Below are 23,657 nucleotides of genomic sequence, written 5' to 3'. Positions count from 1 at the left end.
CATGATGCAATGATAATGATTATCATTGACTTTCTAGTTACTTTTCTCTATACTCACTATTGATAATGATAATCTTTATCAATAGTCAATAATACATATAAATACTGAATTACTCAACAAGAAAGGGAGAGCAGAATTTATGAAAAAGCTTAGCATTTTAGGACTAGTCTTATTTTCGGGGATTCTTGCAGCATGCAGTGATAATTCCGATCAATCTAATGGAGAAGAGGGAAAAGCCGCTTATTCATCGGAGTCTGAATCAACTGATGAAAGTAATACAGGCTCTATCACATTTGAAGATGGAGTAGGTGAAATGAGTATAGAGGGCGTGCCTAAAAAAGTAGTCGTGTTAGAGTGGACATATGTGGAGCACTTATTGCCATTAGGTGTTGAACCTGTCGGAGTAGCTGATCTGGAAGGCTATAATAAATGGGTGAATGTTGGGGAGCCTCTGAGTGACTCGGTAACAGACGTCGGCACAAGATCAGAGCCCAATTTTGAAGCGATTTCCCGATTGGATCCCGATTTAATTATTGGAGCTAAATATCGACATGAAAGTTTTAAAGATCAATTGGAAAGTATTGCTCCTACCGCCTTATTCGCTCCATATTCCGAAGAGGGTGCAGAGGATCAATACCAGCATTTATTAAATGAGTTTAATACTATAGCCAAAGTATTCAATGAAGAGGAAAAAGCTCAAAAATATATTAAACAGATGGAAGAAACTTTTAAAGAACAGGGAGAACGTATTCAAGAGGCTGGTTTTGAAAACCTGAATGCTGTGGTTGCTCAGGCTTTTACATCTCAAAACACGCCTACAATGAGATTATTTACTAATAATTCGGTCATCGCTGGAGTTCTAAATAAAATGAATGCAAGTAATGCGGTTAAAACCGACGAACCAGAGATTTATGGTTTTATCTCAACAAATGTTGAAGCTTTACAGAATTATCAAGACTCCCATTTCTTCTATTTAGTCCAAGATGACGATCCAATATTTGATAACCTGGCGGACAACCCGGCATGGACAAACCTTAATTTTGTGGAAAAGAATCTGACATATAAGCTTCCGGGAGATATGGGAACTTTTGCAGGACCACTATCAGCCGAAAGATTTTCTAAGGAAATAGCCAATGCACTATTAGAAAAATAATGTTCGTAAGGAGAGACCACTTTACTGCCGAAGTGGTCTTTCCATTTAATCAGGTTTTTTCCTACAATTATCATAATTATATTATACTAACAGAGGAGGAGGTTTTTTTATATGAAGTTCAAAGGGTTTTCGGCTTCACAAATTAGAATTGCGAGACCAACAGATCAACTAACTGAAATTGTGACTTTTTATGAAGAAGGAATAGGTTTACCAAAACTAACTCAATTTTCCAACCATGCCGGGTACGATGGAGTAATTTTTGGGCTGCCAGATAGCCAGTATCACTTAGAGTTCACTACTCATGCAGAGGGAAGCCCCTGTCCCGCTCCTACCAAAGACAATTTATTGGTGCTATACATAGAAGAAAAAGATGAAATCCAAACCATAATAAACCGCTTAGCTAATCAAGGATTCTTTCCGGTAGAACCAGAGAATCCTTATTGGGAAGAAAGAGGCACAACTATTGAAGACCCGGATGGATGGCGCCTGGTACTTATGAATACTAAGGGAATATGAGAGGAAGAAATTTATGCTTAACTTAAACGTAATGTTGCAAAAAGATTTCGATGAACTAATGAAAATGGAAGTTCAAAACTATGCAGATGAAAAGGTTAAAGCTGGAACTTGGACAAAAGAAGAATCTTTGCAAAAATCAAAAGAAGCTTTTCAACAGCTTTTACCCGATGGGCTTCAGACAACTCATCACTTTTTGTTATCTTTAAGCAACCCCGAGACGAATGATGTAGTAGGTTATTTCTGGTACCACTTTGATGAAAGTCACCCTCAAAAGGAGGCTTTCATTTATAACTTTTTAATCTTTGAACCATACAGAGGACAAGGCTTTGGGCGAAGAGCCTTAGAATCCTTAGAAAAGCATGTTAAACAACAAGGCGTTAAAAAACTTTCCCTACACGTTTTTGCTCATAACAAACGTGCTATACATCTTTATCAACAAGCTATGTATGATGTTACAGACATTAATATGTCTAAGTACATTGGATAACTAGTTGACATTAACAGTGAGAATGATTATCATTTGTAGTAGAATAGAAAATAATTTAACTGTAGGTGAAACCATGGATCAAAATAAAAGTGAATTAGCCAGAATTATTCGTGAGCGCCGCTCCGTAAAAAGTGGTTATTTAGCTAAAGAAGTTCCTGAATCATTAATTAAAGAGCTCTTAGATGACGCTCGGTGGGCACCAACGCACGGATTAAGAGAACCCTGGCGTTTTATATTTATTCCGACAGAAGAAAAAGAACATTTTGTCGAGGATATTGTGCAGACTTTTCCACGGGACAGACAGGAAAATAGAAGAAATTATTTTAGCCAGCCGGCAGCTTTTTTAATTGCTATAATGGATGAAGACCCACGTCAGAAACAATGGGAAGAAAACTTTGGAGCGATCAGTTCCCTTATACAAAATTTCCAGTTGTTAGCATGGGAAAGAGAATTAGGAGTCGTTTGGAAAACGAACCCTCAAATTCATGAGCCTAAGGTTCGTGAAATGCTGGGTGTGCAGCCTGGCGAGAAAATAGTCGGCTTTCTCCATCTAGGTTACTTTGATCAAGTACCGAAAACTAAAGATAGAACTCCAATTGAAGAAAGAATTACCGTATATAAAAAGAAATAATGATAAAAACCTCCTTTCTAAAGGAGGTTTTTTAAATTGAATGACTAGCTTCAATTAATAAGGGTTATTGGCCATGGTCTCACTGTTTACTTTTTATTGAAGAAGAAATCACTAATTTGAAAAATTGGAGAGCCTCCAGGCATAGAACGAAGCCTTATTAAAGGCATGGAGGCATTATGATAGACTCATAGCACGGTTGGTTTTATGATAATAGATAAGATATTTATAAAGGAGATTTTCAATGAATTTTGTAGCACTTGATTTTGAGACAGCCAACTCCTCTCGAGGAAGTGTCTGTTCGATCGGTTTAGTAGAGTATGAAAACCACGAAGTAAAACACGAATATTATCGTTTAGTTAAACCTCGAAAGAATTATTTTTCCCCGAAAAATATAAGCATTCACGGCATAACAAAAGATGATGTAGCCGATGCTTATGAATTCGATATTTTATGGAAAAATGAAATCCAGCCAATGGTTGAAGGGAAGTTTCTAGTGGCGCATAATGCTCAGTTCGATATGGGAGTCCTTCGAGCAGTACTCGATGAATATCGTCTACCATATCCTCTGCTTGCTTATAACTGCACCTTAAACATTTCAAAGAAAACATGGGAACTGCCACGTTATAATCTTAAGTCTGTTTCAAACCATATTGGTTTCCGTTTTAATCATCACCACGCACTTGAGGATGCGCAGGCCGCTGCTCATATCTTACTTAAGGCTTGCGAAGAGCTAAAGGCTGAAAATACAAAAGACCTGGTTGAAAAGACACAAACCACTAACGGCATGATGTATGACCAGCAGTATGAGCCTGCACGATTGAATAAGAAACAGAAAGCTAAAAGGCCTGAAAGTATAAATTATGTGGCAGCAAGCAGAGAAATTGACCGCAGTCATCCTTTTTGCGGTGCTTCCTTTGCGTTTACAGGAAGGTTAACTGCTATGAATCGTGAGAAGGCTGTTCAAACAGTTGCTAACCTTGGAGGATATACCTATTCGACAGTAGAGAGCACTACTAATTATTTAATTGTAGGAAGCAAAACCTACGATCAATATTTAAATGGAAAGAAAAACAGTAAGCTAGAGCGTACAGAAACACTATTAAGTCAGGGACATTCCATAGAAATTCTTCCTGAAAATGAGTTCCTGAATTATTTGTAAGGTTTACGGCATCTTGATTTTATAAGTTTTTTGCTACACAATTCAAATGCCTTTTATCTTTTAATAAAATTGGATGAATGGCTAAGGAGTGTTCTGACAGCCGTCCCAAGTTTATACCTGCTCCATAATAATAAGACTGCCATACAATTTTTGTACAATATTGTTCATGATCACTATAGCCGAGCGGTGTGAACACTTTATAAGCAGCTTTTGGATAAGTGGTATGAAGATGGTCAAGGTATCCGCAGGCCTTTATGCCAATTTGGGGATCTTTAGCAGAAAAAATCGTAATCGATCGAAATTTATTAAAATAACGGCTGACCGGGTCTTTCATTAACCCTGAAGGGATAGAGTGAATAACCTCTCTGCGGGAATTTACTATTCCTACGTGGCCCGCATATTTCGATTCACTTTTTCCGATGGGAGTAAATAATAAATCTCCTGGGGTTATGATTACATTTGTACCTGGATACGTAAGAGATACCGTATTGTCATTAGATGGTGCTTGAGCTTTTCTTGGCTTTACTGTATAGGCTGCTACACCTGCAAAAACTGCTAAGAGGATTGAATATAGACGTTTTTTCATAACTTTTCCTTTCTAGTCATAGATATATTTACATTCATGATATCACACAAATAGTTTGATCTGGGGAGGAGGTGAGGTATTTTACATTGGAGGGAACCAGGATGAGATCAGAAGAAGAGATGATGGAACTGATTCTTTCAGTTGCTGAAACAGAACCTCATATTAGAGGGGTAATCATGAATGGCTCAAGAGTTAATCCGAATGTTACACCTGATTTATTTCAAGACTATGATATTGTCTACATGGTTACTGAGCTGAACGCCTTTATTGCAGATCATTCCTGGATAGACGTTTTTGGTAAAAGACTGATCATGCAGATGCCGGATGAGATGCAATTGTATTCCATTGATCAAGAACCGAAGCAAAAATTCACCTACTTAATGCAGTTTATGGATGGAAACCGCATCGATCTTACGTTATATCAAAGAAATCACCTTCCTGAGAATCAAGATAGTTTAAGCGTTGTTTTACTGGATAAAGACAACAAACTGCCAGCTTTACGAGAACCTGATGACAGTGATTATCTAGTTAAAAAACCATCTCATAATGATATTGAGAGCTGTACCAATGAATTTTGGTGGGTAAGCACGTATGTAGCAAAAGGATTGGGCCGGCGTCAGCTTCCTTATGCCAAAGAAATGATGGAAGGTCCTGTAAGAAGGATGCTTAAACGCATGATCAGATGGTACATTGGTGCAAAAAATAACTTCCAAGTGAATGTCGGCAGTGCGGGAAAATATTTCGAATATTTTTTAGAAGATCATATTTGGAAGGATTATAAAAGAACATACGCAGATGGGGAATACCCGAACAATTGGAAGGCTTTATTCCAAATGTGTGAATTATTTATAACTTTAACAAGAGAAGTTACTTCCCATTTGAATTATCCGCATGCAGATTCAGAGGGAATTCACGTTTTTGAATACTTAAAACATATACATAAGAGTTCAGCCGATCAGCAGGATTCATATTAATCAATCGGATCTTCTGCTTTCCCGTATCGGATAACGTCATACACAGCCAATCCATCACTTGGTTTTCCGTCGTCATCACGGTAAGGAAATAATGAAAAGAAAATAAAGTAAACTGAGAAATAAGAGTATTGATAGAAAAACAAAGCCGGGGGCAATACATCTGCAAAGATTAGGTAATTAATCGTGAGAATTACGATCATGTTAAAGATACTTCCGGCTAAATATATAGACACGTGCGCCCACGTTTTGTTATAGGTTAGATCTTCATACTGACACCAGCCTTCCATGAAATACTTCTTTTTGACTTCTAGTTTTCCAATGTTGAAAATGGTCTTTCCAGTACCTATACAGAAATGTATCTTCCCTCCGAACAAACGGGCCACCCACACGTGTCCTGCTTCATGTACGAGAGTGACGATAGGTAATATAAAAAAGAAATTTATAAAGAACATCGGTAAATCACTTAAAGTAAACAATTTCAAAACCTCCATATTTTAACATCTATAAAAGACTCGATTATTATAAGGCACAAGGCAAAGCTTACCCCAATTTCTTAAATAAAAACTATTTTAAACCGAAAACAGCTAGAAATAGGAAATATATCACCGATTATTTTTCGAATATAGGATATTTTTTTAAAAAAAGCTTATAATTCAGATTTTTTGAAATGGATAATGAATGATTTATTATATAGAAAAGGTAAATTTGGGTTAGTTTGTTGTATATTATTTAGATGAAATGCAGGTGAAATGCTAAATTCGCGGGGGTAGAACAAATGTTCCGTTTTAACGTAAAAAAAGTCATCCTTTAAATAAGGGTGACTTTTTTGCTTCATTTATTTAACAAATTAGCCCCAGCTGTTTAAAAAAGTTTTAATGAGAAGCCTGCAGAACGAGTGAAACCAGCCATAATATATAGGAGAAATATTTTTAGAAGCAAAAGGGAAGGATTCTTTACTTTATGTAAACTTCGGGATGCCATATTTTGAAAGGAAAAATAAAGATGACGCTAATAATAAAAATAACAGTACAGGAGCTGCTAAAAGCCTAATTATATTTAAGCTTTCCCATGAGGAGGTTAACTGCTCAAGAGAAAGTAGCGAATTTAGCTTTAGAATATAATAAAATGCTAAAATCACGGAATGGGAACAAATGTTCGTTTGAAGTGTAATTGATGAATTTAGTGAACAAACTCGAAGAGTATTCAAGATCCATAAACAATTAAGGAAAAGTAGTTCAGAAGAAATATGGAAACAACCTAATATAAAAGGAACGTAAATATATCAGATCTTAGCATGACATGCTTTCTTAACATGAATCTTGAAGTTAAATTATAAGAAAGAAGACTTGGTTGATCCAGGATTTATAATGAGGATTTTAACAAGAATTGCTGAACGTGAAGAATTACTTAATATTTTAGTGGGCGGAGTAGGTCTTAAATGAAATTCTACACTTATTGATTAATTTAATTTTCTAGTTTACATAATATATATTATAGGAAGTAAAAGAAATAAGTTTATTTTTGTCTCATAATTCAAGTTTACTTATGATAGTGAGACAAAAGAAAAATTTCACCGTAGATCTTAACATCTTTAGATTAAAATTAATTATGTGGTATCGTATCCATACTGCTTGTTATAAGTCAGTTCAAATCAAAATAATATCTAAACGAAAAACTTATATTATGACTTACGGTTTTAGCACTCTTCAGCTTTAGATTCTCTATGTACGATTGTTACCTAAATAATTATTATTTTTTCGTTCCTATATATTCATTCCAGCCAAGCATTTTACTAGCTCTTCTTTTTTATATACTGAGTTTGCGTTTTATGTGTCTATCCAATAATATATATTCTCTGGAACCTTTTATCTCTGAATTAATTTTTAATTGTCAGTCAAATGTCATTGCTTTAAACTTCTTTGTTGTTAAATGTTTATCGTACTTATAGATTGTTTTTCTATTTTGGTTTTGGAGTTGCTACTAAGTTTTAAGTCAAATTATTCTTATAATTCTCCCCTATTAATGATCTGTTTCTGAATTAAGTGGAATTTATGAACCGGTTAGCCAAACCGTTTTATTAGGCTTTACTTTCTTTAAGCTTGTCTGGATCCTACTGTAAACACCATGCACTTCTATGTTTCGCCCCTTCTGGCGCTGCTGTTTGTTGCTTTTCTTCTGTTTGAATATGTAATTTGTTTTTTTGTTTATATAATTGGAGTTGCTACTAAGTTTTAAGTAAAAATGCTTAAATTCGAATCCCTATTGCTATTAATTCGTTATAGAGAACGTTCGATATAACTTGGTTTTTGTTTTTACTTCGGAGTTGCTACTAAGTAATTTGCAGAACTACCTCTCCAATTTATTGGAAAATGCTCGCTCAAATGAAAAGTCACAGAGTATTTACTCTGTGACTTTAACCTTTGATTTTTTAGTCGAGTACTCTTCGTTTTCTCCAAATACCCGTAAAGTTTCATGGTAATAATCCAGTATCTGTTCAGAAGGTTTTTGCCAACTGTGTTTTTCTGCTTCGGCTCTTGCGTTTTTACATAAGTACTTATAAAGCACTTCGTCTTCCAGACGGTTAATCGCATCGATCATACTATCTGTATTCTCATTTTCAAACAGAATGCCTGTTTTACCGTCTTCCACCTGTTCCATCGTAGGACCGCTTTTTGCAGCAATAACCGGCAGACCTGAAGCCATGGATTCTAAGATGACGAGTCCTAAAGTTTCCGTTACAGAAGGAAAAATCAGAGCGTCAGATGAAGAAAAAGCTTCTCTTAGTTCTTCACCATGTAATAGACCAGTAAAGACGGTATTGGTGCCCTCAAAAGTGTACTCAAGTTCGTCCTTAACAGGTCCATCGCCAACAATAGCTAATGAAAGGTCATCTCTTTGGTCAAGTAATGGTCTGATCTTGTGAATTTCTTTTTCAGGTGCTAAACGGCCGACAAATACGAGTAGTTTATTTTCAGGTTTCCCGCCAGAAAGACGCTCGCGCATTTCTTTTGTCTTATGCTTAGGATGGTAATGATCTACTGCAACCCCGCGGTCCCACACGTTTACATTATGGAAATTCTTTTCGTCCAGCTCACTCTTGATGGCTTGAGAGGTGCATAAGTTAACGTGAGCATAATTATGAAGTTTACGGAAATACCACCACACGAGAGGCTTGAAGGGATACAGTCGATAAAAATCCAGATACTTAGGTACATGCGTGTGATAAGAAGCAATTAACGGATAATTAAGCTTATTTGCGTAATACACTCCTGATACCCCCACGATAGCCGGGTTCACTACATGGACAAGATCCGGATTATGTTTTTGCAGTAAGCCTTTTACCTTCCGCTGAGGTAAGGAGAACTCTTTCGAACGATAAAAAGGCAATTTTGTTGCTTTAACCCCTTCTACAATCGCACCTTCATACTCCTTCACACCAAGGTCTGGAGCTATCACGACCACTTGATGTTCTTGACTTTGCAGGTATTTGATGGCTTCCTTCAGTCTGGTTACCACTCCATCTGTTGATGGGAGGAATGTTTCAGTAATGATGGCGATCTTCAAAGTGGAAAACTCCTTACTTCCAAGTGATTGATGGTAATACGTTTTCAGCAATAATACGGTCTTTATGTTCAACCGCTGTAAGCAGAATATCCCGAATGACGTCATCTGTTAATAGATGAGGTTCTAAACCTAGATCACGAAGTTTCGTGTTAACTGCATTATAGTAATGGTCTTCATTCTCAATTCTCGGGTTCTCAATTTTCTTAACTTGAGTATCCAAGCCTTCTTCATGAGCAATCTTTTGTACACGGTCAGCTAATTCCTGTACAGAGAACCATTCCGTAAACTGGTTGAATACACGGAATTCTCCGTTGTCAGCCGGGTTTTCTGCAGCGATTTCTACACAACGGACAGTATCCTCGATGTTAAGAAAAGCTCTCGTCTGTCCCCCTGAACCATAAACGGTAATGTCATGTCCAATAGCTGCCTGATTAGCGAAACGGTTCAGTGCTGTACCAAATACTCCATCATAATCCACGCGGTTCACTAGCATTGGATCAAGTTTTGTTTCTTCTGTATGTAGTCCATACACGATTCCCTGGTTAAGGTCTGTCGCACGGATACCCCAGATCTTACAAGCAAACATAATATTGTGGCTGTCGTGAACTTTGGAAAGATGATAGAAGGAACCAGGCTGTTTAGGGTAAGGAAGCGTATCTTTTCTTCCCTTGTGCTCTATTTCTATATATCCTTCTTCAATATCAATATTTGGAGTTCCGTATTCTCCCATCGTACCTAATTTAATTAAATGGCACTCTGGAGCAAATTCTTTTATGGCATAAAGCACATTCAAGTTGCCAATAACATTATTAGTTTGTGTATAAGCAGCGTGTTCACGATCTATCATGGAATATGGTGCTGAACGCTGTTCAGCAAAGTGAACGAAAGCTTCCGGCTTTACCTGGCGGAATACTTCTCTTAAGAAATCATAGTGATTTAAATCGCCAATGAACGTACGAATTTCATTACCCGTTACTTCTTTCCACTTAGCCACTCGATCTTCTAATGATGCTATGGGAGTTACTGAATTGGAATGAAGTTCTTCGTCGATTTTTCTGCGTGCTAAATTATCAACAATAGTTACATCGTGTCCTTGTTTGGAAAGGTATAATGCCGTTGGCCAACCGCAAAAACCGTCTCCTCCTGCTACAATAATTCTCATAATCTACCTCCTAGTTACATCTAGCCTTATCGTATTCCCATTATAGAATAACATTCTTTTCTTAATGAATGGTAATGTTTTAATGCGGACTCTTGAGCCTTATTCTACAACAGTAATGAGTATCTCCGATTTTGACTTTACCATTAATTCAAGTTTGAAACAATTAATTAATTGTTAAAGTAACTCGAAAGAAGTCGATATTTTAATCATTTGGAGTCCAATCTCCAAATGATGGAAATTTTTATGCGAAGCACTATCTTTTTACATATGTTAAATACCCGAATCTTTGAATGTTATTATTACCAAATTTTTTTAGAATACACTTTCTATTAGTGTTTTTATACCACGAATCACCCTTGTGAAAAAAGTACAATCATTCATTATAGACTCCATCTCCGGTATAATAGAAGGTGAGATTAAAGTACATTAAACTGGAGGCGGAGATCTACATGAATACATATGAAAAAGCCTGGGTTCCCTCGGAAAGTCAAATTAAAAGTACAAGACTATTTCAATGGATGCAAAAACTAGGATACGAAAATTATGATGCTTTCCACAAAGAATCTACTGAAGATATAGAATGGTTCTGGGATGAAGCCTTGAAAGAACTAGGAATAGTATGGGATCAATCGTATGAAAAAACGGTGGATTTATCCAGGGGAATAGCTTATCCTAAGTGGTTTACCGGTGGAAAGATGAATGTAGCTCACAACGCTCTCGATAAATGGGCTTTAAGTGACGACAAACAGGATACCGTTGCGCTTTACTGGGAGGGTGATAACGGAGATACGATTCAATTTACGTATGAGGAGTTATTCCATGAAGTAAATCGTGTCGCAAATGGATTACACAAACTGGGTATTGGCAAAGGAGATATTGTTACGCTTTACTTGCCTATGATTCCGGAAACACTCATTTCAATGCTGGCTATCTCAAAAGTTGGTGCAATATTCTCTCCAGCGTTTTCAGGCTATAAAGCAGATGCGATTGCTACAAGAATACAGGCTGCCCGCTCCAAAGCTCTTATCACAGCAGACGGTTTCTTTAGAAGAGGAAAAACCATTCCGATGAAAATGGAAGCAGACCTCGCCTGTGATCAATGCCCTTCTTTAGAACATGTAATTGTAGTAGAGCGTGCTGATTGTGAAATTGATTGGAATGAATACAGAGATACACCGTGGTCTCGTTTGCTAGAAAATGAAACCGTTTTCAAAACAGAAAGTATGGAAGCTGATGATCCTTTTATGATTATTTATACTTCCGGCACCACTGGGAGACCGAAAGGGGCTGTGCATACGCATTCAGGCTTTCCAACAAAAGCAGCATTTGATGCTGGAGTATGCATGGATGTTACGAGCGAAGACATTCTATTTTGGTACACGGATATGGGGTGGATGATGGGCCCCTTTCTAGTTTATGGCGGGCTGGTTAACGGTTCTTCTATAGTCATGTTTGAAGGAACCCCTGATTTCCCTGAGCCTGATCGTTTATGGAGTTTAGTAGAAAAATATCAAGTCACTCATTTAGGCATCTCTCCTACTCTTGTTCGATCCATGATGAAGCATGGGGAAAAATGGATTCAAAAGCATAACTTAAGCTCTCTTAAACTTATCGGCACCACTGGAGAGCCCTGGAATCCTGAGCCCTGGCGCTGGCTTTTCAAGCAGGCAGGCAACTCGAACGTCCCTATCTTTAACTACTCAGGCGGTACTGAAATCTCTGGCGGTATCCTTGGGAATGTACTAATTAAGCCTATTCAACCGGTTACATTTAATGCTGCTTTACCTGGTATGGACGTAGATGTATATGATGTAACTGGAGATTCTCTCAAGAATCAAGTAGGTGAATTAGTATTACGAAAACCGTGGATAGGCATGACCAGTGGCTTCTATAATGAAAATGAACGATATGAAGATACCTATTGGAACCGCTTCAAAGATACGTGGGTTCATGGTGACTGGGTCATCCTTGATGATGAAGGCTTTTATACGATTACAGGACGCTCTGATGATGTCCTTAATGTAGCCGGCAAAAGACTTGGTCCCGCAGAAGTTGAATCTGTGCTGGTTGAACATCCTTCTATTACAGAAGCTGGGGTCATCGGCGTTCCGCATGAAATTAAAGGTGAAGAGGCTATAGCGTTTGTTGTCCTTAATCCTAATGTAAAAGAATCAGAGGAACTTATAAGTGAATTCAAAAGTCACTTAGCTGATAAATTAGGAAAAGCTCTTGCTCCTAAAAAAGTGTACATCGTTGATGATCTGCCTAAAACGAGAAATGCAAAAGTAATGAGGAGAGCTATTAAATCTGCTTATTTAAATAAACCTGCAGGTGATTTAAGTGCTCTTGAAAACCCGAACACCATAGAACAGATCCAGACGATCGGTAAAAAGGCTACTTCTTCTACTTAAATAAAAACAACTCCTGATCTAATTTGATCAGGAGTTGTTTTTTTATACAGGATATACTCCGTGTTTTCTTTCAGTAAAGGTTACGTCTTTATTTTGGTAAGCTTCATATCGAATAGAAAGTTCTTCTCTCAGCCGGTCAGGCTGAATAATATCATCGATCACCAGCTCAGAAGCTAAGCGATAAATATCGATATTTTCTTTGTATTCTTCGTGTTTCTCTTTAATAAACGCAGGTCTTTCTTCTTCAGGAAGTTCAGCTATTTTGTTTGCATATACCGCATTCACAGCCGCTTCAGGACCCATCACAGCAATTTGGGCTGTTGGAAGAGCTATACATGCATCCGGCTCAAAGGCTGGACCTGCCATAGCATAAAGTCCAGCTCCGTAAGCTTTTCTTACAATAACGGAGATCTTAGGAACGGTCGCTTCACTCATGGCTGATAACATTTTGGCTCCGTGCCGAATGATACCTGCCCGTTCCACCTTCGTTCCAATCATGAATCCTGGAATATCTACCAGGAATAATAAAGGAATATTAAAGGCATCACAAAGCTGAATAAATTTAGCGGATTTATCGGCCGAATCCGGAAACAGCACCCCGCCCTTCGCTCTGGGCTGATTAGCAATGATACCGACCACACGACCGTCTATTCTCGATAAACCGGTAATAAGTTCCGGAGCGAATTTCTTTTTAATTTCGCAAAAAGAATCTTCGTCAATAATACGGTCAATCAACTGGTACATATCAAAAGGGGCATTCTGATTTTCTGGAATCAATTCTTCTATGGACTTTTCAAACGCTACAGGGTCAATACTTTCTTTTTGAGCAGGAGCTTTTCGATAATTTGCCGGAAAATAGCTCATGTATTTCCGTGCGAATGATATAGCTTCCTTCTCATCCTTAGCAAGTACGTCCCCACATCCCGAGACGGAGCAATGCATTTTTGCCCCTCCCATCTCTTCAAGGGAGACTTTTTCTCCAATCACTTTCTCCGCCATTCTCGGTGATCCCAGGTACATCGAAGCATTCCCGTCGACCATAACTACGATGTCGCAAAAAGCAGGTATGTAAGCTCCTCCAGCAGCTGAGGGTCCGAATAACAAACAGACTTGAGGAACCCGACCGGATAACTTTATCTGGTTATGAAAAATACGGCCGGCTCCCCTTCTATTGGGAAACATGTCTACTTGATCGGTGATCCTTGCTCCAGCTGAATCTACGAGGTAAAGCATTGGAAGCTGCAGTTTCATAGCTGTTTCCTGAATTCGAATGATCTTTTCAACAGTGCGTGCTCCCCATGATCCTGCTTTAACAGTAGAATCATTGGCCATAACACAAACCTGTTCTCCATTGATTTTTCCTATGCCTGTGACCACTCCATCAGCAGGAAGTTTATCGTCCTGATTATTGGCAAAAAAGGCATCTTCAATATTCATATCATCGTCGAATAATAACTGAAGGCGCTCTCGTACAAACATTTTTCCTTTTTCTGCATTTTTAGCATGATACTTTTCTGCTCCACCCGAGGAAATATGCTTTCTTTTTTCTTCTAACGTCTGATTCTTCGCCATCTTTTCCCCACCTTACTTTCCTTTATAATCTGGTTTCCTTTTCTCTTTAAATGCTTTCAGGCCTTCCAGACGGTCTTCCGTGTCAATCGTCTTTTGATAGCACTCCTTTTCAATTTGAAGTCCTGCAGATAATTCCTTATCGTATCCGTCATGTATAGCTTTTTTAGCCTGTCTAAGCGCAATAGGCGCATTGCGTGCAATGGAGAACGCAATATCCTTGGCTTCTTCTAACAGCAACTGAGGCTCGTACACATATTCCGCAAGTCCGATCGCATGGGCCCGCTGAGCTTCGATGGGGCGTGCTGTGTAGATCATTGCTTTCGCTTTTCCGAGTCCAATTAAACGGCTGAGTCGCTGGGTGCCTCCCGCTCCAGGGATAATTCCAAGAGAGGTTTCAGTAAGCCCCACTCTTGCTGAATTACTCATAATGCGCAAATCACAAGCTAAAGCAAGTTCAAGCCCCCCTCCAAAAGCGACCCCATTAATTACGGCGATGGTAGGCACGGAGATTTGTTCAATCAATTGGATGGTATCACCGATTTTTTCAACCGTTTGGATAACTTCCTGCTCGGACATATCCGCCCGTTCCTTTAAGTCAGCTCCAGCGCAAAACACTTTCGTTCCGCTTCCAGTAATCAATACTGCCCGCACGTCGGTCCGCTGGTTAATTTCTTCTGTTCGAGCTGCTAACTGATCCAGTAGTTCTCTGGAAAGAGCATTTGCCGCTTCTGGACGATTTAAAGTTAGTAATAAGACGTGTTCATTTACCTCTTTTAACGTAACAAGTTCGCTCATCTCACAACCTCCTTTCTTACCTTGATCTTTCTATTTGCATCACATGACTGGATAGCGGTTTATTTAATGTATCTTGAATAAATGAAGCAGCCTGTCTGAGTTTATGTTCATCTATTCCCGTCGATACACCCATCTGGTGCAGCATATGAACGAGATCCTCGGTAGCAAGATTGCCTGAAGCACCCTTTGCATAGGGACAGCCTCCGAGTCCACCAAGCGAACTGTCAAACGTGGTAATCCCATGATTTAACGACACCAGAACATTTGCTAGAGCCATTCCTCTCGTATTATGAAAATGCATAGCTATATCCTTGAAGGATAACTGCTTCTGAATTTCATGTAAGGCCTTATCCACCTGCTTAGGATTGGCAACCCCGATGGTATCCCCTAACGAAAGTTCATCTATGCCCATATCCAGCATATGTTTGCTGACGTCTATGACCTGTCCAATCGGAATATTCCCTTCATAAGGACAACCAAAGACGGTTGATACATAGCCGCGGACCGTTTTTCCCGCGCCCTTTGCTTCCTGAACGACTTCCCTAAGAACAGGGTAAGTTTCTTCAATCGACTTGTTTATATTTTTTTTATTATGACTTTCACTGGCTGACATAAACACGGATACTTCATCTACATCTGTTTCCAGCGCTGCTTCAAGCCCTTTCATATTGGGTACCAGTGCTGCGTACGTTATACCAGGGTTTCTCTCAATAGATGAAGCTACTTGTTTCGCATCCTTTAACTGGGGAATCCATTTCGGATGGACGAAAGAACTGAATTCAATGTAGGAATAACCGGCTTCTGACAATTGATTTATCCAGGAAATTTTATCTTCTGTCGGAACTTCCCTGGACTCATTCTGTAGTCCATCCCGGGGTCCGACCTCTTTGATCGTCACTTCTTCTGGTAACTCCAGCATACTATCCGCTCCTGTTATTCTATAATGGCAATAACGTCGCCTTCATTTACAAAATCACCTTCACTGACTTTTAATTCTTTTACACTTCCAGAGGCTTCTGAAGGGATGGGGATTTCCATTTTCATAGATTCTAAGATAGCAATGTCCTGCCCTTCACTGACTTCTTCGCCCTGCTGTACGACTAATTTCCATACACTTCCTGCCATTGATGCTTTTACTTCATTCATAATCCATCTCTCCTTATTGGTTGGTTAACGTAGGTAAGTAATAATCCTGGATAAAGGTTGTTTTTGTATTTCCTTTTTTAAATTGATCGTGCGTAATAATCCGTTTTAACATGGTTAAGTTGGATTTAATTCCTTCAATTTCATATTTATGGAGAGCCTGTGCCATCAGATCAATCGCCTGCTCTCTCGTCTCGCCATGTACTACGAGTTTCGCAATCATAGGGTCGTAGAAAGGGGTTACCTTCGAACTTCCATTTACAGCTAATTCATGGCGGATGTTTTCACCTTCTGGCAATTCCAGTTTTGTCAGCTGTCCCGGAGAAGGATAAAAGGTATTCGGATCTTCTGCATAAATACGAACTTCAATCGCGTGACCTTGAATCGAAAGGTCTTCCTGTTTAAGAGAAAGAACCTCATCTGAAGCGACTCTTAACTGCTGCTCGACCAAATCTACCCCTGTAATTTCTTCTGTTACCGGGTGCTCCACCTGGAGACGTGTATTCATCTCAAGAAAATAATAGTTTTCTTGTTCATCCACTAAAAATTCAATGGTTCCTGCATTGGAGTAACCTAGTCTTTCTACAGCTTTTAAAGCACTTTCTCCCATTTGACGTCGTGTTTCCTCAGAAAGTACTGGGGAAGGAGCTTCTTCCACCACTTTTTGGTGTCGCCTTTGAATCGAACATTCTCTTTCAAATAGATGCACAGCATTACCATGATGGTCAGCAAGTACTTGCATTTCGATGTGCCTTGGATTTTCGATTAATTTTTCAATAAACATTTTCCCGTCTCCGAAAAACGTCTCAGCCCGCTTGGAATTCCCTTCAAAGGCTTTTCCAAGCTCTTCATCAGAGTAGACCGCCTGCATTCCTATGCCGCCTCCACCTGCTGCCGCTTTTAGCATAACGGGATAACCAAATGATTGAGCGATGGATAAGGCAGCCTCTGCTGATGCTACCGCTTCATCCGTCCCGGGTACAATCGGCACATCAGCCTGGCTCATCTCATGACGAGCCGCAATTTTGTCCCCCATCTTAGCAATGACTTCTGGTCTTGGTCCTATAAATACAAGCCCGGCCTGGGTTACTTTTTCAGCAAACTCAGCACTTTCACTAAGAAGCCCGTAGCCTGGATGAATGGCCTCTGAGCCGGATTCCTTGGCAACTTTCAAAATCTTATCGATGTTCAAATAAGATTCGTTGACCCTTGGTTTACCTATTAAGTAACTTTCGTCCGCTTCTTTTACATAGGGGGCCTCCTGGTCTGCCTCAGAATAGACGGCTACGGTACTAATATTCATCTGTTTGCACGTACGTATGACACGAGCTGCTATTTCTCCTCGATTGGCAATGAGTATTTTTGTAAACACCATTCTCCACCCCTTTTTACGATTTCAAATCCATCATGTCCAGCGCATCTTCCCGCAGTTTAAACTTTTGAATTTTCCCGCTCGCTGTCATCGGGTACTCATCGGTAAACATGATGTACCTTGGAATTTTATGCTTGGAAATTTGTCCTTCACAGAAATCCCTTATATCGTTTTCTTCAATTGACTTTCCTTCTTTAGGAATGATCCAGGCCATGATCTCTTCTCCGTATTTCTGGTCGGGCACACCGACCACTTGGACATCCAGCACATCGGGATGCTGATATAAAAACTCTTCAATTTCGCGTGGATAGACATTTTCTCCGCCACGAATGATCATATCTTTCATGCGCCCGGTAATTTCAATATAGCCATCCTCATCCATCACGGCGATATCACCCGTATGAAGCCATCCTTCTGGATCAATGGCTGTTTCTGTAGCTTCCTGGTTCTTGTAATAACCTTCCATAACGAGATAACCCCGTGTGCAGAGTTCTCCAGGTATTCCCGCTTCTGCTTCATCTCCAATAGCCGGGTCAATGATTTTTACTTCTACGTTTGGATGTGCCTTTCCGACACTGGAAACACGAAGTTCAATCGGATCATCCGCCTTTGTCTGGGTAATCACAGGAGAGGATTCCGTTTGACCATAGGCAATGGTAATTTCCTGTGCCCCCATATCCTCGATGACACTTTTCATGACTTCCATTGGACAGGTGGATCCTGCCATAATACCTGTACGAAGAGTGGTGGGTTTCCAGTTTTCAAACTCAGAGTGATTGAGTTCGGCAATAAACATCGTAGGTACTCCATGAAGCGCTGTACAAGCTTCTTCTTTTACTGCCTTTAAAACCTGTAAAGGTTCGAATTGCTCAAGAATAACCATAGTGGCTCCTTTAGATACCGCAGCAAGCGTTCCTAATACACAGCCGAAGCAATGAAAAAAGGGAACAGGAATGCACAAACGATCTTCATTGGTAAGCCGCATGCAATCCGCTACCTGATTACCATTGTTGACGATATTATAATGGCTCAGCATCACACCTTTAGGAAAGCCTGTAGTTCCTGACGTGTACTGCATATTGATCACATCTTGATAGGATAGAGAGCGTTTACGTTCTTCAAGTTTTTCATCACTTGTTGATCGGCCCATATCGATTAAGTCATTCCACGTGTAGCACCCTGGATGTTCCTTATCACTTAAGGTAATGATGTTTTTTAAATGAGGGAGCCGCTCGCTTTGAAGATCTCCTTTTAATGAGGAGGAAAGCTCGGGGCAGATCTCTTTCAAAATATCAATATACGAGGTGCCTCTAAAATCTTCTGCTAGTATTAAAGTGGTCGCATCTGATTGTTTTAAAAGGTACTCGAGTTCCTGTGCTCTGTAATTTGTATTTACCGTAACAAGAACCCCGCCCATTTTTCCTGTGGCAAACTGGGAAAGAAGCCACTCCGGCTTATTATCAGACCATATAGCTACGTGTTCCCCTTTTTCTACCCCTAATGCCATGAGGCCTTTAGCTGTTTCATCAGCCATGTCGTTAAATTCCTTATAGGTTTTTCGCAGCTTCTTCTCCGGGTAAACAAAAGCTTCCTGATCAGGAAATTGACGAGCCTGTTCCTCTAAAAGTTCTCCTACAGTTGTTTCCAAAAGGGACATATACCCATTCCTCCTCTGTATTTATTAGCAGCCTAACTGACGAGCGATAACCAAACGTTGAATCTCAGACGTTCCCTCTCCAATTTCAAGCAGTTTAGCATCACGCAGATAACGCTCTACTTCATATTCCCTCATATAACCGTAGCCTCCGTGTATTTGGATGGCTTGATTAGATGATCGGAAAGCGGTTTCAGAAGCGAACAGCTTAGCATACGCTGATTCCTTCGTGAAGTTTTTCCCTTGATCTTTTAACCAGGCGGATTTTAGTACCATATTACGTGCCAGTTCCACTTCCATGGCCATATCCGCTAATTTAAACTGAATGGCTTGAAAACTGGAAATCGACTGACCAAATTGCTTTCTTTCTTTTGCATAAGCAAGAGCACGATCCAGGGAAGCCTGCGCGATACCGACCGCAAGCGCAGCAATGGAAATTCTCCCTCCATCAAGCGTGTAAAGGAACTGTTTAAACCCTTTTTCAGGATCTCCCAGCAGGTTTTCCTTGGGTACTTTCACATCTTCCAGGATGATTTCTGAAGTGTTGGACCCCCGGACGCCCATCTTTTCATAAGGACTGCTGATCTTCATGCCTGGAGTATCTTTAGGGATGATAAAAGCCGAAATAATGTTTTTACCATCGTCCCGTTTCCCTGAAACCGCCGTAACGGTAATAGACCGAGCATATTCCGCATTCGTAATCCAGCACTTTTCACCGTTGATGACGTAATGATCTCCTTTAAGTTCAGCTCGTGTTTTCGTCCCCCCTGCATCAGAACCAGCATTCGGTTCGGTTAGTCCAAAAGAAGCGAGTGCCTCTCCCTTCGCCAGTGGAGTTAAGAATTCCTGTTTTTGTTCTTCTGTACCAAAATAATAGATGGGGCTGGCCCCTAGAGAAACTGCCGCTGCGTAGCTAAGGCCTGTAGAACCGCAGACACGGCCGATTTCTTCTACAGCCAGGGCATACGTAACCGTGTCCCCGCCGGATCCCCCATATTCTTCTGGAAATGGGATACCAAGAAGCCCGAGCTTGCCCATCTCCTTAAAAATATCTTCTGGAAATTCCGCTTTTGTATCAATGTCTACCGCACGCGGATGAATAACCTCCTCAGCAAAATCACGAACCATTTTCCTAGTCATTTCCTGTTCTTTCGTCAATTCAAAATTCATATGATTCCTCCTCAGGGAATTAAGACCGACTGGTTGGTCGGTACGTAGTCAAAAAAATAAATGAAAGCGTTTACTTATTTTCGTAAAAAAAAGGAACGTGGAGCAGCTGGTTCAAGTAATCCGTCTCTTCTTTCCCCCCAGGCAGTAAAAAGTGTAAAATCAGATCCGTGAAAACATCTGAAATCTCATGGATCGAATGTGGACCATCCCGTTTATACCACTTATAAATCCAATTCACCATACCCAGTATCGCCATACCTGTAATAGACACTGGCAGTTCTTTGCGAAAATGTCCTGACTCCTGTCCTTCTTCGATGACTTGAAAAACCATCTTTTTAAATTCATCACGTTTTTGCTTAATCTGTCGTTCGTATTCAGGTTTAAGATAATTGCTCTCCTGATAGAAGACAGATATATGAGGTTTATATAGATCAAAAACTTGAACAAACGCATGAATGATAGCTTGAATCTTCTTGACAGGAGATGAGTGAATGACATTGGCCGATTGAGCTTCTTTCAATACATATGTAATAAAGGTATCGTGAATGACGAAAAGGAGTTCGTCTTTAGAGCTGAAGTGATGGTAAAAACCGCCTTTAGACGTACGAGATAATTCTACAATTTGATTGACGCTCACACCGTGAAAACCATAGCGATCAAATAATTCAAGCGAGGTTTGAATTATGTCTTCTTTTAAATCTCTCATACACCATCCCCAATCCGCTGAACTTACATTCATTTTAGCATAATTTTTTGAAAATACAAACGAATCTAAGGAAATATTGGAAGTGATGAACTTTTGGAATATAGTAAAAGACAGCCTCTAAAGAGACTGTCTTTTCATTAATCGCTATCTGGGTCCTCGGAATGAAACGGATTTTCATATAAAGGTTTAACCCAGGCTTCTGAAATTTTTCCATTCTGGTCTGTATCCATAACATAAGAGCCGTTACTGTACCGATCATTAGCTTTGTAGTCCATTACGTTCAGCGTAGTCGATTCCTCTTTTTCCGTTTTCAATATCACCTGATCATCTCGATGGACTAGATGAACATCAATCAGGCGGTGAGGATTGTTTTTTAATTCACGCAGCATAATGACACCCCGTTTAGCACGAGAAGCCTTTTCAAATTCTTTCAAACGCATACGTTTAACTGCAGCACGATGTGTAGAAAGAAACACGGAAGGGTCTTCATCTTTTTGGAAGATCTGCCCTGAAATGACCTCTTCTTCTTCTTTCAAATGAATGGCTTTCACCCCGGCAGCACGCTGACCAACAGCATTAACTTCCTCTTCGGAATACCATAGACCATAAGCCTTGTTACTGGCAATAAAGATTTCGGAGTGGCCATCCGTGACGTGGACATCCACAACTTCATCATTTCCTTTTAGATTAATAGCTACGAGAGCCTTTGAATGTCGCTGAGCCTGATACAGCTTCAATTCACTTTTCTTAACCATCCCGTTTTTTGTAAAGAAAAGTAAATATTGGTCTTCCTTGAATTCGCGGACCGGGATGGCTTCCACAATATGCTCATCTTTCTCCACCTGGACAATGTTCGAAATATACTGCCCTAAATCCTTCCATCTGATGTCTGGAAGTTTATGAACAGGCAGGAATAAGTATTTACCGAGATTCGTAAACAACAAAATGGTGTCCGTTGTATTCATTTCAAGCAGTCTCAAGAGATGATCCCCATCTTTAAGAGCGAAATCCGCTCCATTGGAGGCTGCGTATGACCGAAGGCTTGTACGCTTCAGGTATCCGTCTTTTGTAACAGTAACAAGTACGTCTTCGCTGGCTACCGTTACTTCAAGATCAACTTTAAGTTCTTGTACTTCATCTTCTATTTTGGTTCTCCGGTCTTCGCTGTATTGTTTTTTCATGCTCCTGAGGTCGGACTTGATAACTTTCATAAGCTCATGTTCACTGGCAAGTAATTTCTCCAGGTAAGATATTTGTTTGCGCAGCTCTTCTGCTTCCGCTTCAAGTGCCGTAATATCCGTATTCGTTAAACGATAAAGCTGAAGCGTGACAATGGCCTCTGCTTGAGCTTCTGTAAACGAATACTGATTCATTAATTGCTGTTTGGCATCCTGCTTGTCTTTAGAGCCGCGAATGGTCGCTATGACATCATCGAGAATCGAGATGGCTTTGATCAGCCCCTCGACAATATGCGCCCGTCTTTTAGCTTTGTTCAAATCATAGACGGACTGTCGGGTGACCACTTCCTTCTGGTGGGATATATACGCATCCAGCATCGTTGGCAAACTCAGAAGTGTAGGGGTCCGATCATGTATAGCTACCATGTTAAAACTGTACGATATTTGAAGATCTGTATGCTTATAAAGGTAGTTAAGCACACCTTCACTGTTAGCGTCTTTTTTTAATTCAATAACGACCCTGAGACCTGTCCGATCTGTTTCGTCACGTACTTCAGAAATACCCTCTACTTTACGGTCAATGCGAAGTTCATCCATCCGTTTAACCATGGTAGCTTTATTAACTTCAAAAGGAATTTCGTCGATGACAATCTGCTCTCGTCCGCCGCGGAGCTCCTGAATTTCTGCACGTCCTCTAAGTACGATTTTTCCTTTTCCGTTCTCATACGCTTTCTGAATGCCTTCCACACCCTGAATCGTACCTCCGGTTGGGAAATCAGGACCTTTCAGCTTAGTCATTAATTCAGGTACTTCTGCATTTGGCTTATCAATCTTCATAATAACGGCATCAATAACCTCGCCGAGATTATGAGGAGGTATTTCGGTGGCATAACCAGCCGAAATACCTGTAGAACCATTCACAAGAAGATTTGGAAATTTAGCCGGTAGAACAGTCGGTTCTTCAATTGTGTCATCAAAGTTTGGGATGAATTCTACCGTTTCTTTTTCAATATCCCTCAGCAGTTCTGATGAAATAGCGGAAAGTCTGGCTTCGGTGTAACGCATAGCGGCTGGCGGATCTCCGTCCACACTTCCATTATTTCCGTGCATTTCTACGAGAGGTTTCCGCAATTTCCACGTCTGGCTTAGACGTACCATCGCTTCATAAACGGAAGAGTCTCCGTGTGGGTGGTAATTACCAATTACAGTACCGACTGTTTTAGCTGACTTTCTATATGCCTTATCATGTGTATTTCTTTCCTGATGCATGGCATATAAAATACGACGCTGGACCGGTTTCAAGCCGTCTCTTGCATCGGGAAGAGCACGTTCCTGGATAATATATTTACTATACCGTCCAAAACGATCTCCAAGAACTTCTTCCAATGGTAAATCTAAATACTTCTCTGCCTCTGCCAACAGAA

General features: G+C 40.0%; 20 protein-coding genes. 7 read left to right on the top strand and 13 right to left on the bottom strand.

The window, feature by feature from the left end:
- The first annotated feature begins 139 nt into the window (after positions 1 to 139).
- From HBHAL_RS10655 to HBHAL_RS20400, 5 genes are all read left to right on the top strand, one after another.
- Positions 140 to 1,153: an ABC transporter substrate-binding protein gene (locus tag HBHAL_RS10655; RefSeq protein ID WP_014643417.1), complete on the top strand. Its 1,014-nt coding sequence runs from the start codon at positions 140 to 142 to the stop codon at positions 1,151 to 1,153.
- 111 nt (positions 1,154 to 1,264) lie between these two features.
- Positions 1,265 to 1,669 (top strand): VOC family protein, encoded by a 405-nt coding sequence (locus HBHAL_RS10650; protein ID WP_014643416.1) that lies wholly within the window; start codon positions 1,265 to 1,267, stop codon positions 1,667 to 1,669.
- A gap of 13 nt (positions 1,670 to 1,682) precedes the next feature.
- The gene (locus tag HBHAL_RS10645; RefSeq protein WP_014643415.1) at positions 1,683 to 2,156 is read left to right on the top strand and encodes a GNAT family N-acetyltransferase; all 474 of its coding nucleotides are present in this window, start codon (positions 1,683 to 1,685) and stop codon (positions 2,154 to 2,156) included.
- Between the two features lie 73 nt (positions 2,157 to 2,229).
- Positions 2,230 to 2,787 carry a nitroreductase family protein gene (locus HBHAL_RS10640; protein ID WP_014643414.1) on the top strand — a complete coding sequence of 186 codons (558 nt, stop codon included), beginning with the start codon at positions 2,230 to 2,232 and terminating at the stop codon, positions 2,785 to 2,787.
- Positions 2,788 to 3,028: 241 nt separating this feature from the next.
- Positions 3,029 to 3,946, top strand: a complete 918-nt coding sequence (locus HBHAL_RS20400; RefSeq protein ID WP_014643413.1) for an exonuclease domain-containing protein — start codon at positions 3,029 to 3,031, stop codon at positions 3,944 to 3,946.
- 19 nt (positions 3,947 to 3,965) lie between these two features.
- Here the strand turns inward: HBHAL_RS20400 and HBHAL_RS10630 are convergent, their stop codons facing one another.
- Positions 3,966 to 4,532: a C40 family peptidase gene (locus HBHAL_RS10630; protein WP_014643412.1), complete on the bottom strand. Its 567-nt coding sequence runs from the start codon at positions 4,530 to 4,532 to the stop codon at positions 3,966 to 3,968.
- Positions 4,533 to 4,633: 101 nt separating this feature from the next.
- Here HBHAL_RS10630 and HBHAL_RS10625 point away from each other — a divergent pair, with 101 nt between their 5' ends.
- The gene (locus HBHAL_RS10625) at positions 4,634 to 5,506 is read left to right on the top strand and encodes an aminoglycoside 6-adenylyltransferase (protein WP_014643411.1); all 873 of its coding nucleotides are present in this window, start codon (positions 4,634 to 4,636) and stop codon (positions 5,504 to 5,506) included.
- Here HBHAL_RS10625 and HBHAL_RS10620 read toward each other — a convergent pair.
- From HBHAL_RS10620 to HBHAL_RS10610, 3 genes are all read right to left on the bottom strand, one after another.
- Positions 5,503 to 5,982 (bottom strand): site-2 protease family protein, encoded by a 480-nt coding sequence (locus HBHAL_RS10620; protein ID WP_041601330.1) that lies wholly within the window; start codon positions 5,980 to 5,982, stop codon positions 5,503 to 5,505. The genes HBHAL_RS10625 and HBHAL_RS10620 overlap by 4 nt on opposite strands.
- A gap of 1,924 nt (positions 5,983 to 7,906) precedes the next feature.
- Positions 7,907 to 9,070, bottom strand: coding sequence for a glycosyltransferase family 4 protein (locus HBHAL_RS10615; RefSeq protein WP_014643408.1), 1,164 nt, complete (start codon positions 9,068 to 9,070; stop codon positions 7,907 to 7,909).
- 13 nt (positions 9,071 to 9,083) lie between these two features.
- Positions 9,084 to 10,232 carry an NAD-dependent epimerase/dehydratase family protein gene (locus HBHAL_RS10610; RefSeq protein ID WP_014643407.1) on the bottom strand — a complete coding sequence of 383 codons (1,149 nt, stop codon included), beginning with the start codon at positions 10,230 to 10,232 and terminating at the stop codon, positions 9,084 to 9,086.
- 449 nt (positions 10,233 to 10,681) lie between these two features.
- Between HBHAL_RS10610 and HBHAL_RS10605 the strand changes: the two genes are divergently transcribed.
- Positions 10,682 to 12,643: an AMP-binding protein gene (locus tag HBHAL_RS10605; protein ID WP_014643406.1), complete on the top strand. Its 1,962-nt coding sequence runs from the start codon at positions 10,682 to 10,684 to the stop codon at positions 12,641 to 12,643.
- Between the two features lie 42 nt (positions 12,644 to 12,685).
- Here the strand turns inward: HBHAL_RS10605 and HBHAL_RS10600 are convergent, their stop codons facing one another.
- From HBHAL_RS10600 to parC, 9 genes are all read right to left on the bottom strand, one after another.
- Complete coding sequence (locus HBHAL_RS10600; protein WP_014643405.1) at positions 12,686 to 14,215, bottom strand: acyl-CoA carboxylase subunit beta; 1,530 nt, start codon at positions 14,213 to 14,215, stop codon at positions 12,686 to 12,688.
- Positions 14,216 to 14,227: 12 nt separating this feature from the next.
- Positions 14,228 to 15,010, bottom strand: coding sequence for an enoyl-CoA hydratase (locus HBHAL_RS10595; protein ID WP_014643404.1), 783 nt, complete (start codon positions 15,008 to 15,010; stop codon positions 14,228 to 14,230).
- Positions 15,011 to 15,026: 16 nt separating this feature from the next.
- Positions 15,027 to 15,929 (bottom strand): hydroxymethylglutaryl-CoA lyase, encoded by a 903-nt coding sequence (locus tag HBHAL_RS10590; RefSeq protein ID WP_014643403.1) that lies wholly within the window; start codon positions 15,927 to 15,929, stop codon positions 15,027 to 15,029.
- 14 nt (positions 15,930 to 15,943) lie between these two features.
- Entirely contained in the window at positions 15,944 to 16,156 is a 213-nt protein-coding gene (locus tag HBHAL_RS10585; protein WP_014643402.1) for an acetyl-CoA carboxylase biotin carboxyl carrier protein subunit, read from the bottom strand.
- A 13-nt stretch (positions 16,157 to 16,169) separates the two neighbouring features.
- On the bottom strand, positions 16,170 to 17,525 hold the full coding sequence (locus tag HBHAL_RS10580) for an acetyl-CoA carboxylase biotin carboxylase subunit (RefSeq protein ID WP_041601652.1): 1,356 nt from the start codon (positions 17,523 to 17,525) through the stop codon (positions 16,170 to 16,172).
- Between the two features lie 16 nt (positions 17,526 to 17,541).
- Positions 17,542 to 19,182 carry an AMP-binding protein gene (locus HBHAL_RS10575; protein ID WP_014643400.1) on the bottom strand — a complete coding sequence of 547 codons (1,641 nt, stop codon included), beginning with the start codon at positions 19,180 to 19,182 and terminating at the stop codon, positions 17,542 to 17,544.
- Positions 19,183 to 19,206: 24 nt separating this feature from the next.
- On the bottom strand, positions 19,207 to 20,349 hold the full coding sequence (locus tag HBHAL_RS10570) for an acyl-CoA dehydrogenase (protein WP_014643399.1): 1,143 nt from the start codon (positions 20,347 to 20,349) through the stop codon (positions 19,207 to 19,209).
- A 70-nt stretch (positions 20,350 to 20,419) separates the two neighbouring features.
- Positions 20,420 to 21,055 carry a TetR/AcrR family transcriptional regulator gene (locus tag HBHAL_RS10565; protein ID WP_014643398.1) on the bottom strand — a complete coding sequence of 212 codons (636 nt, stop codon included), beginning with the start codon at positions 21,053 to 21,055 and terminating at the stop codon, positions 20,420 to 20,422.
- 137 nt (positions 21,056 to 21,192) lie between these two features.
- Positions 21,193 to 23,652 carry a DNA topoisomerase IV subunit A gene (gene parC, locus HBHAL_RS10560; RefSeq protein ID WP_014643397.1) on the bottom strand — a complete coding sequence of 820 codons (2,460 nt, stop codon included), beginning with the start codon at positions 23,650 to 23,652 and terminating at the stop codon, positions 21,193 to 21,195.
- Between the last annotated feature and the right edge of the window lie 5 nt (positions 23,653 to 23,657).

Source organism: Halobacillus halophilus DSM 2266 (assembly GCF_000284515.1).
In the GTDB taxonomy this organism is placed as follows: domain Bacteria; phylum Bacillota; class Bacilli; order Bacillales; family Halobacillaceae; genus Halobacillus; species Halobacillus halophilus.
The sequence above is the reverse complement of the archived record's forward strand: the minus strand, read 5'-3'. Positions and strand labels throughout refer to the sequence as shown.

Excerpts from the sequence above, each read along its gene's own strand:
- HBHAL_RS10655 (WP_014643417.1), top strand. The coding sequence starts at position 140 with ATGAAAAAGCTTAGCATTTTAGGACTAGTCTTATTTTCGGGGATTCTT.
- HBHAL_RS10650 (WP_014643416.1), top strand. The coding sequence starts at position 1,265 with ATGAAGTTCAAAGGGTTTTCGGCTTCACAAATTAGAATTGCGAGACCA.
- HBHAL_RS10645 (WP_014643415.1), top strand. The coding sequence starts at position 1,683 with ATGCTTAACTTAAACGTAATGTTGCAAAAAGATTTCGATGAACTAATG.
- HBHAL_RS10640 (WP_014643414.1), top strand. The coding sequence starts at position 2,230 with ATGGATCAAAATAAAAGTGAATTAGCCAGAATTATTCGTGAGCGCCGC.
- HBHAL_RS20400 (WP_014643413.1), top strand. The coding sequence starts at position 3,029 with ATGAATTTTGTAGCACTTGATTTTGAGACAGCCAACTCCTCTCGAGGA.
- HBHAL_RS10630 (WP_014643412.1), bottom strand. The coding sequence starts at position 4,532 with ATGAAAAAACGTCTATATTCAATCCTCTTAGCAGTTTTTGCAGGTGTA.
- HBHAL_RS10625 (WP_014643411.1), top strand. The coding sequence starts at position 4,634 with ATGAGATCAGAAGAAGAGATGATGGAACTGATTCTTTCAGTTGCTGAA.
- HBHAL_RS10610 (WP_014643407.1), bottom strand. The coding sequence starts at position 10,232 with ATGAGAATTATTGTAGCAGGAGGAGACGGTTTTTGCGGTTGGCCAACG.
- HBHAL_RS10605 (WP_014643406.1), top strand. The coding sequence starts at position 10,682 with ATGAATACATATGAAAAAGCCTGGGTTCCCTCGGAAAGTCAAATTAAA.
- HBHAL_RS10600 (WP_014643405.1), bottom strand. The coding sequence starts at position 14,215 with ATGGCGAAGAATCAGACGTTAGAAGAAAAAAGAAAGCATATTTCCTCG.
- HBHAL_RS10595 (WP_014643404.1), bottom strand. The coding sequence starts at position 15,010 with ATGAGCGAACTTGTTACGTTAAAAGAGGTAAATGAACACGTCTTATTA.
- HBHAL_RS10590 (WP_014643403.1), bottom strand. The coding sequence starts at position 15,929 with ATGCTGGAGTTACCAGAAGAAGTGACGATCAAAGAGGTCGGACCCCGG.
- HBHAL_RS10585 (WP_014643402.1), bottom strand. The coding sequence starts at position 16,156 with ATGAATGAAGTAAAAGCATCAATGGCAGGAAGTGTATGGAAATTAGTC.
- HBHAL_RS10575 (WP_014643400.1), bottom strand. The coding sequence starts at position 19,182 with ATGTCCCTTTTGGAAACAACTGTAGGAGAACTTTTAGAGGAACAGGCT.
- HBHAL_RS10570 (WP_014643399.1), bottom strand. The coding sequence starts at position 20,349 with ATGAATTTTGAATTGACGAAAGAACAGGAAATGACTAGGAAAATGGTT.
- HBHAL_RS10565 (WP_014643398.1), bottom strand. The coding sequence starts at position 21,055 with ATGAGAGATTTAAAAGAAGACATAATTCAAACCTCGCTTGAATTATTT.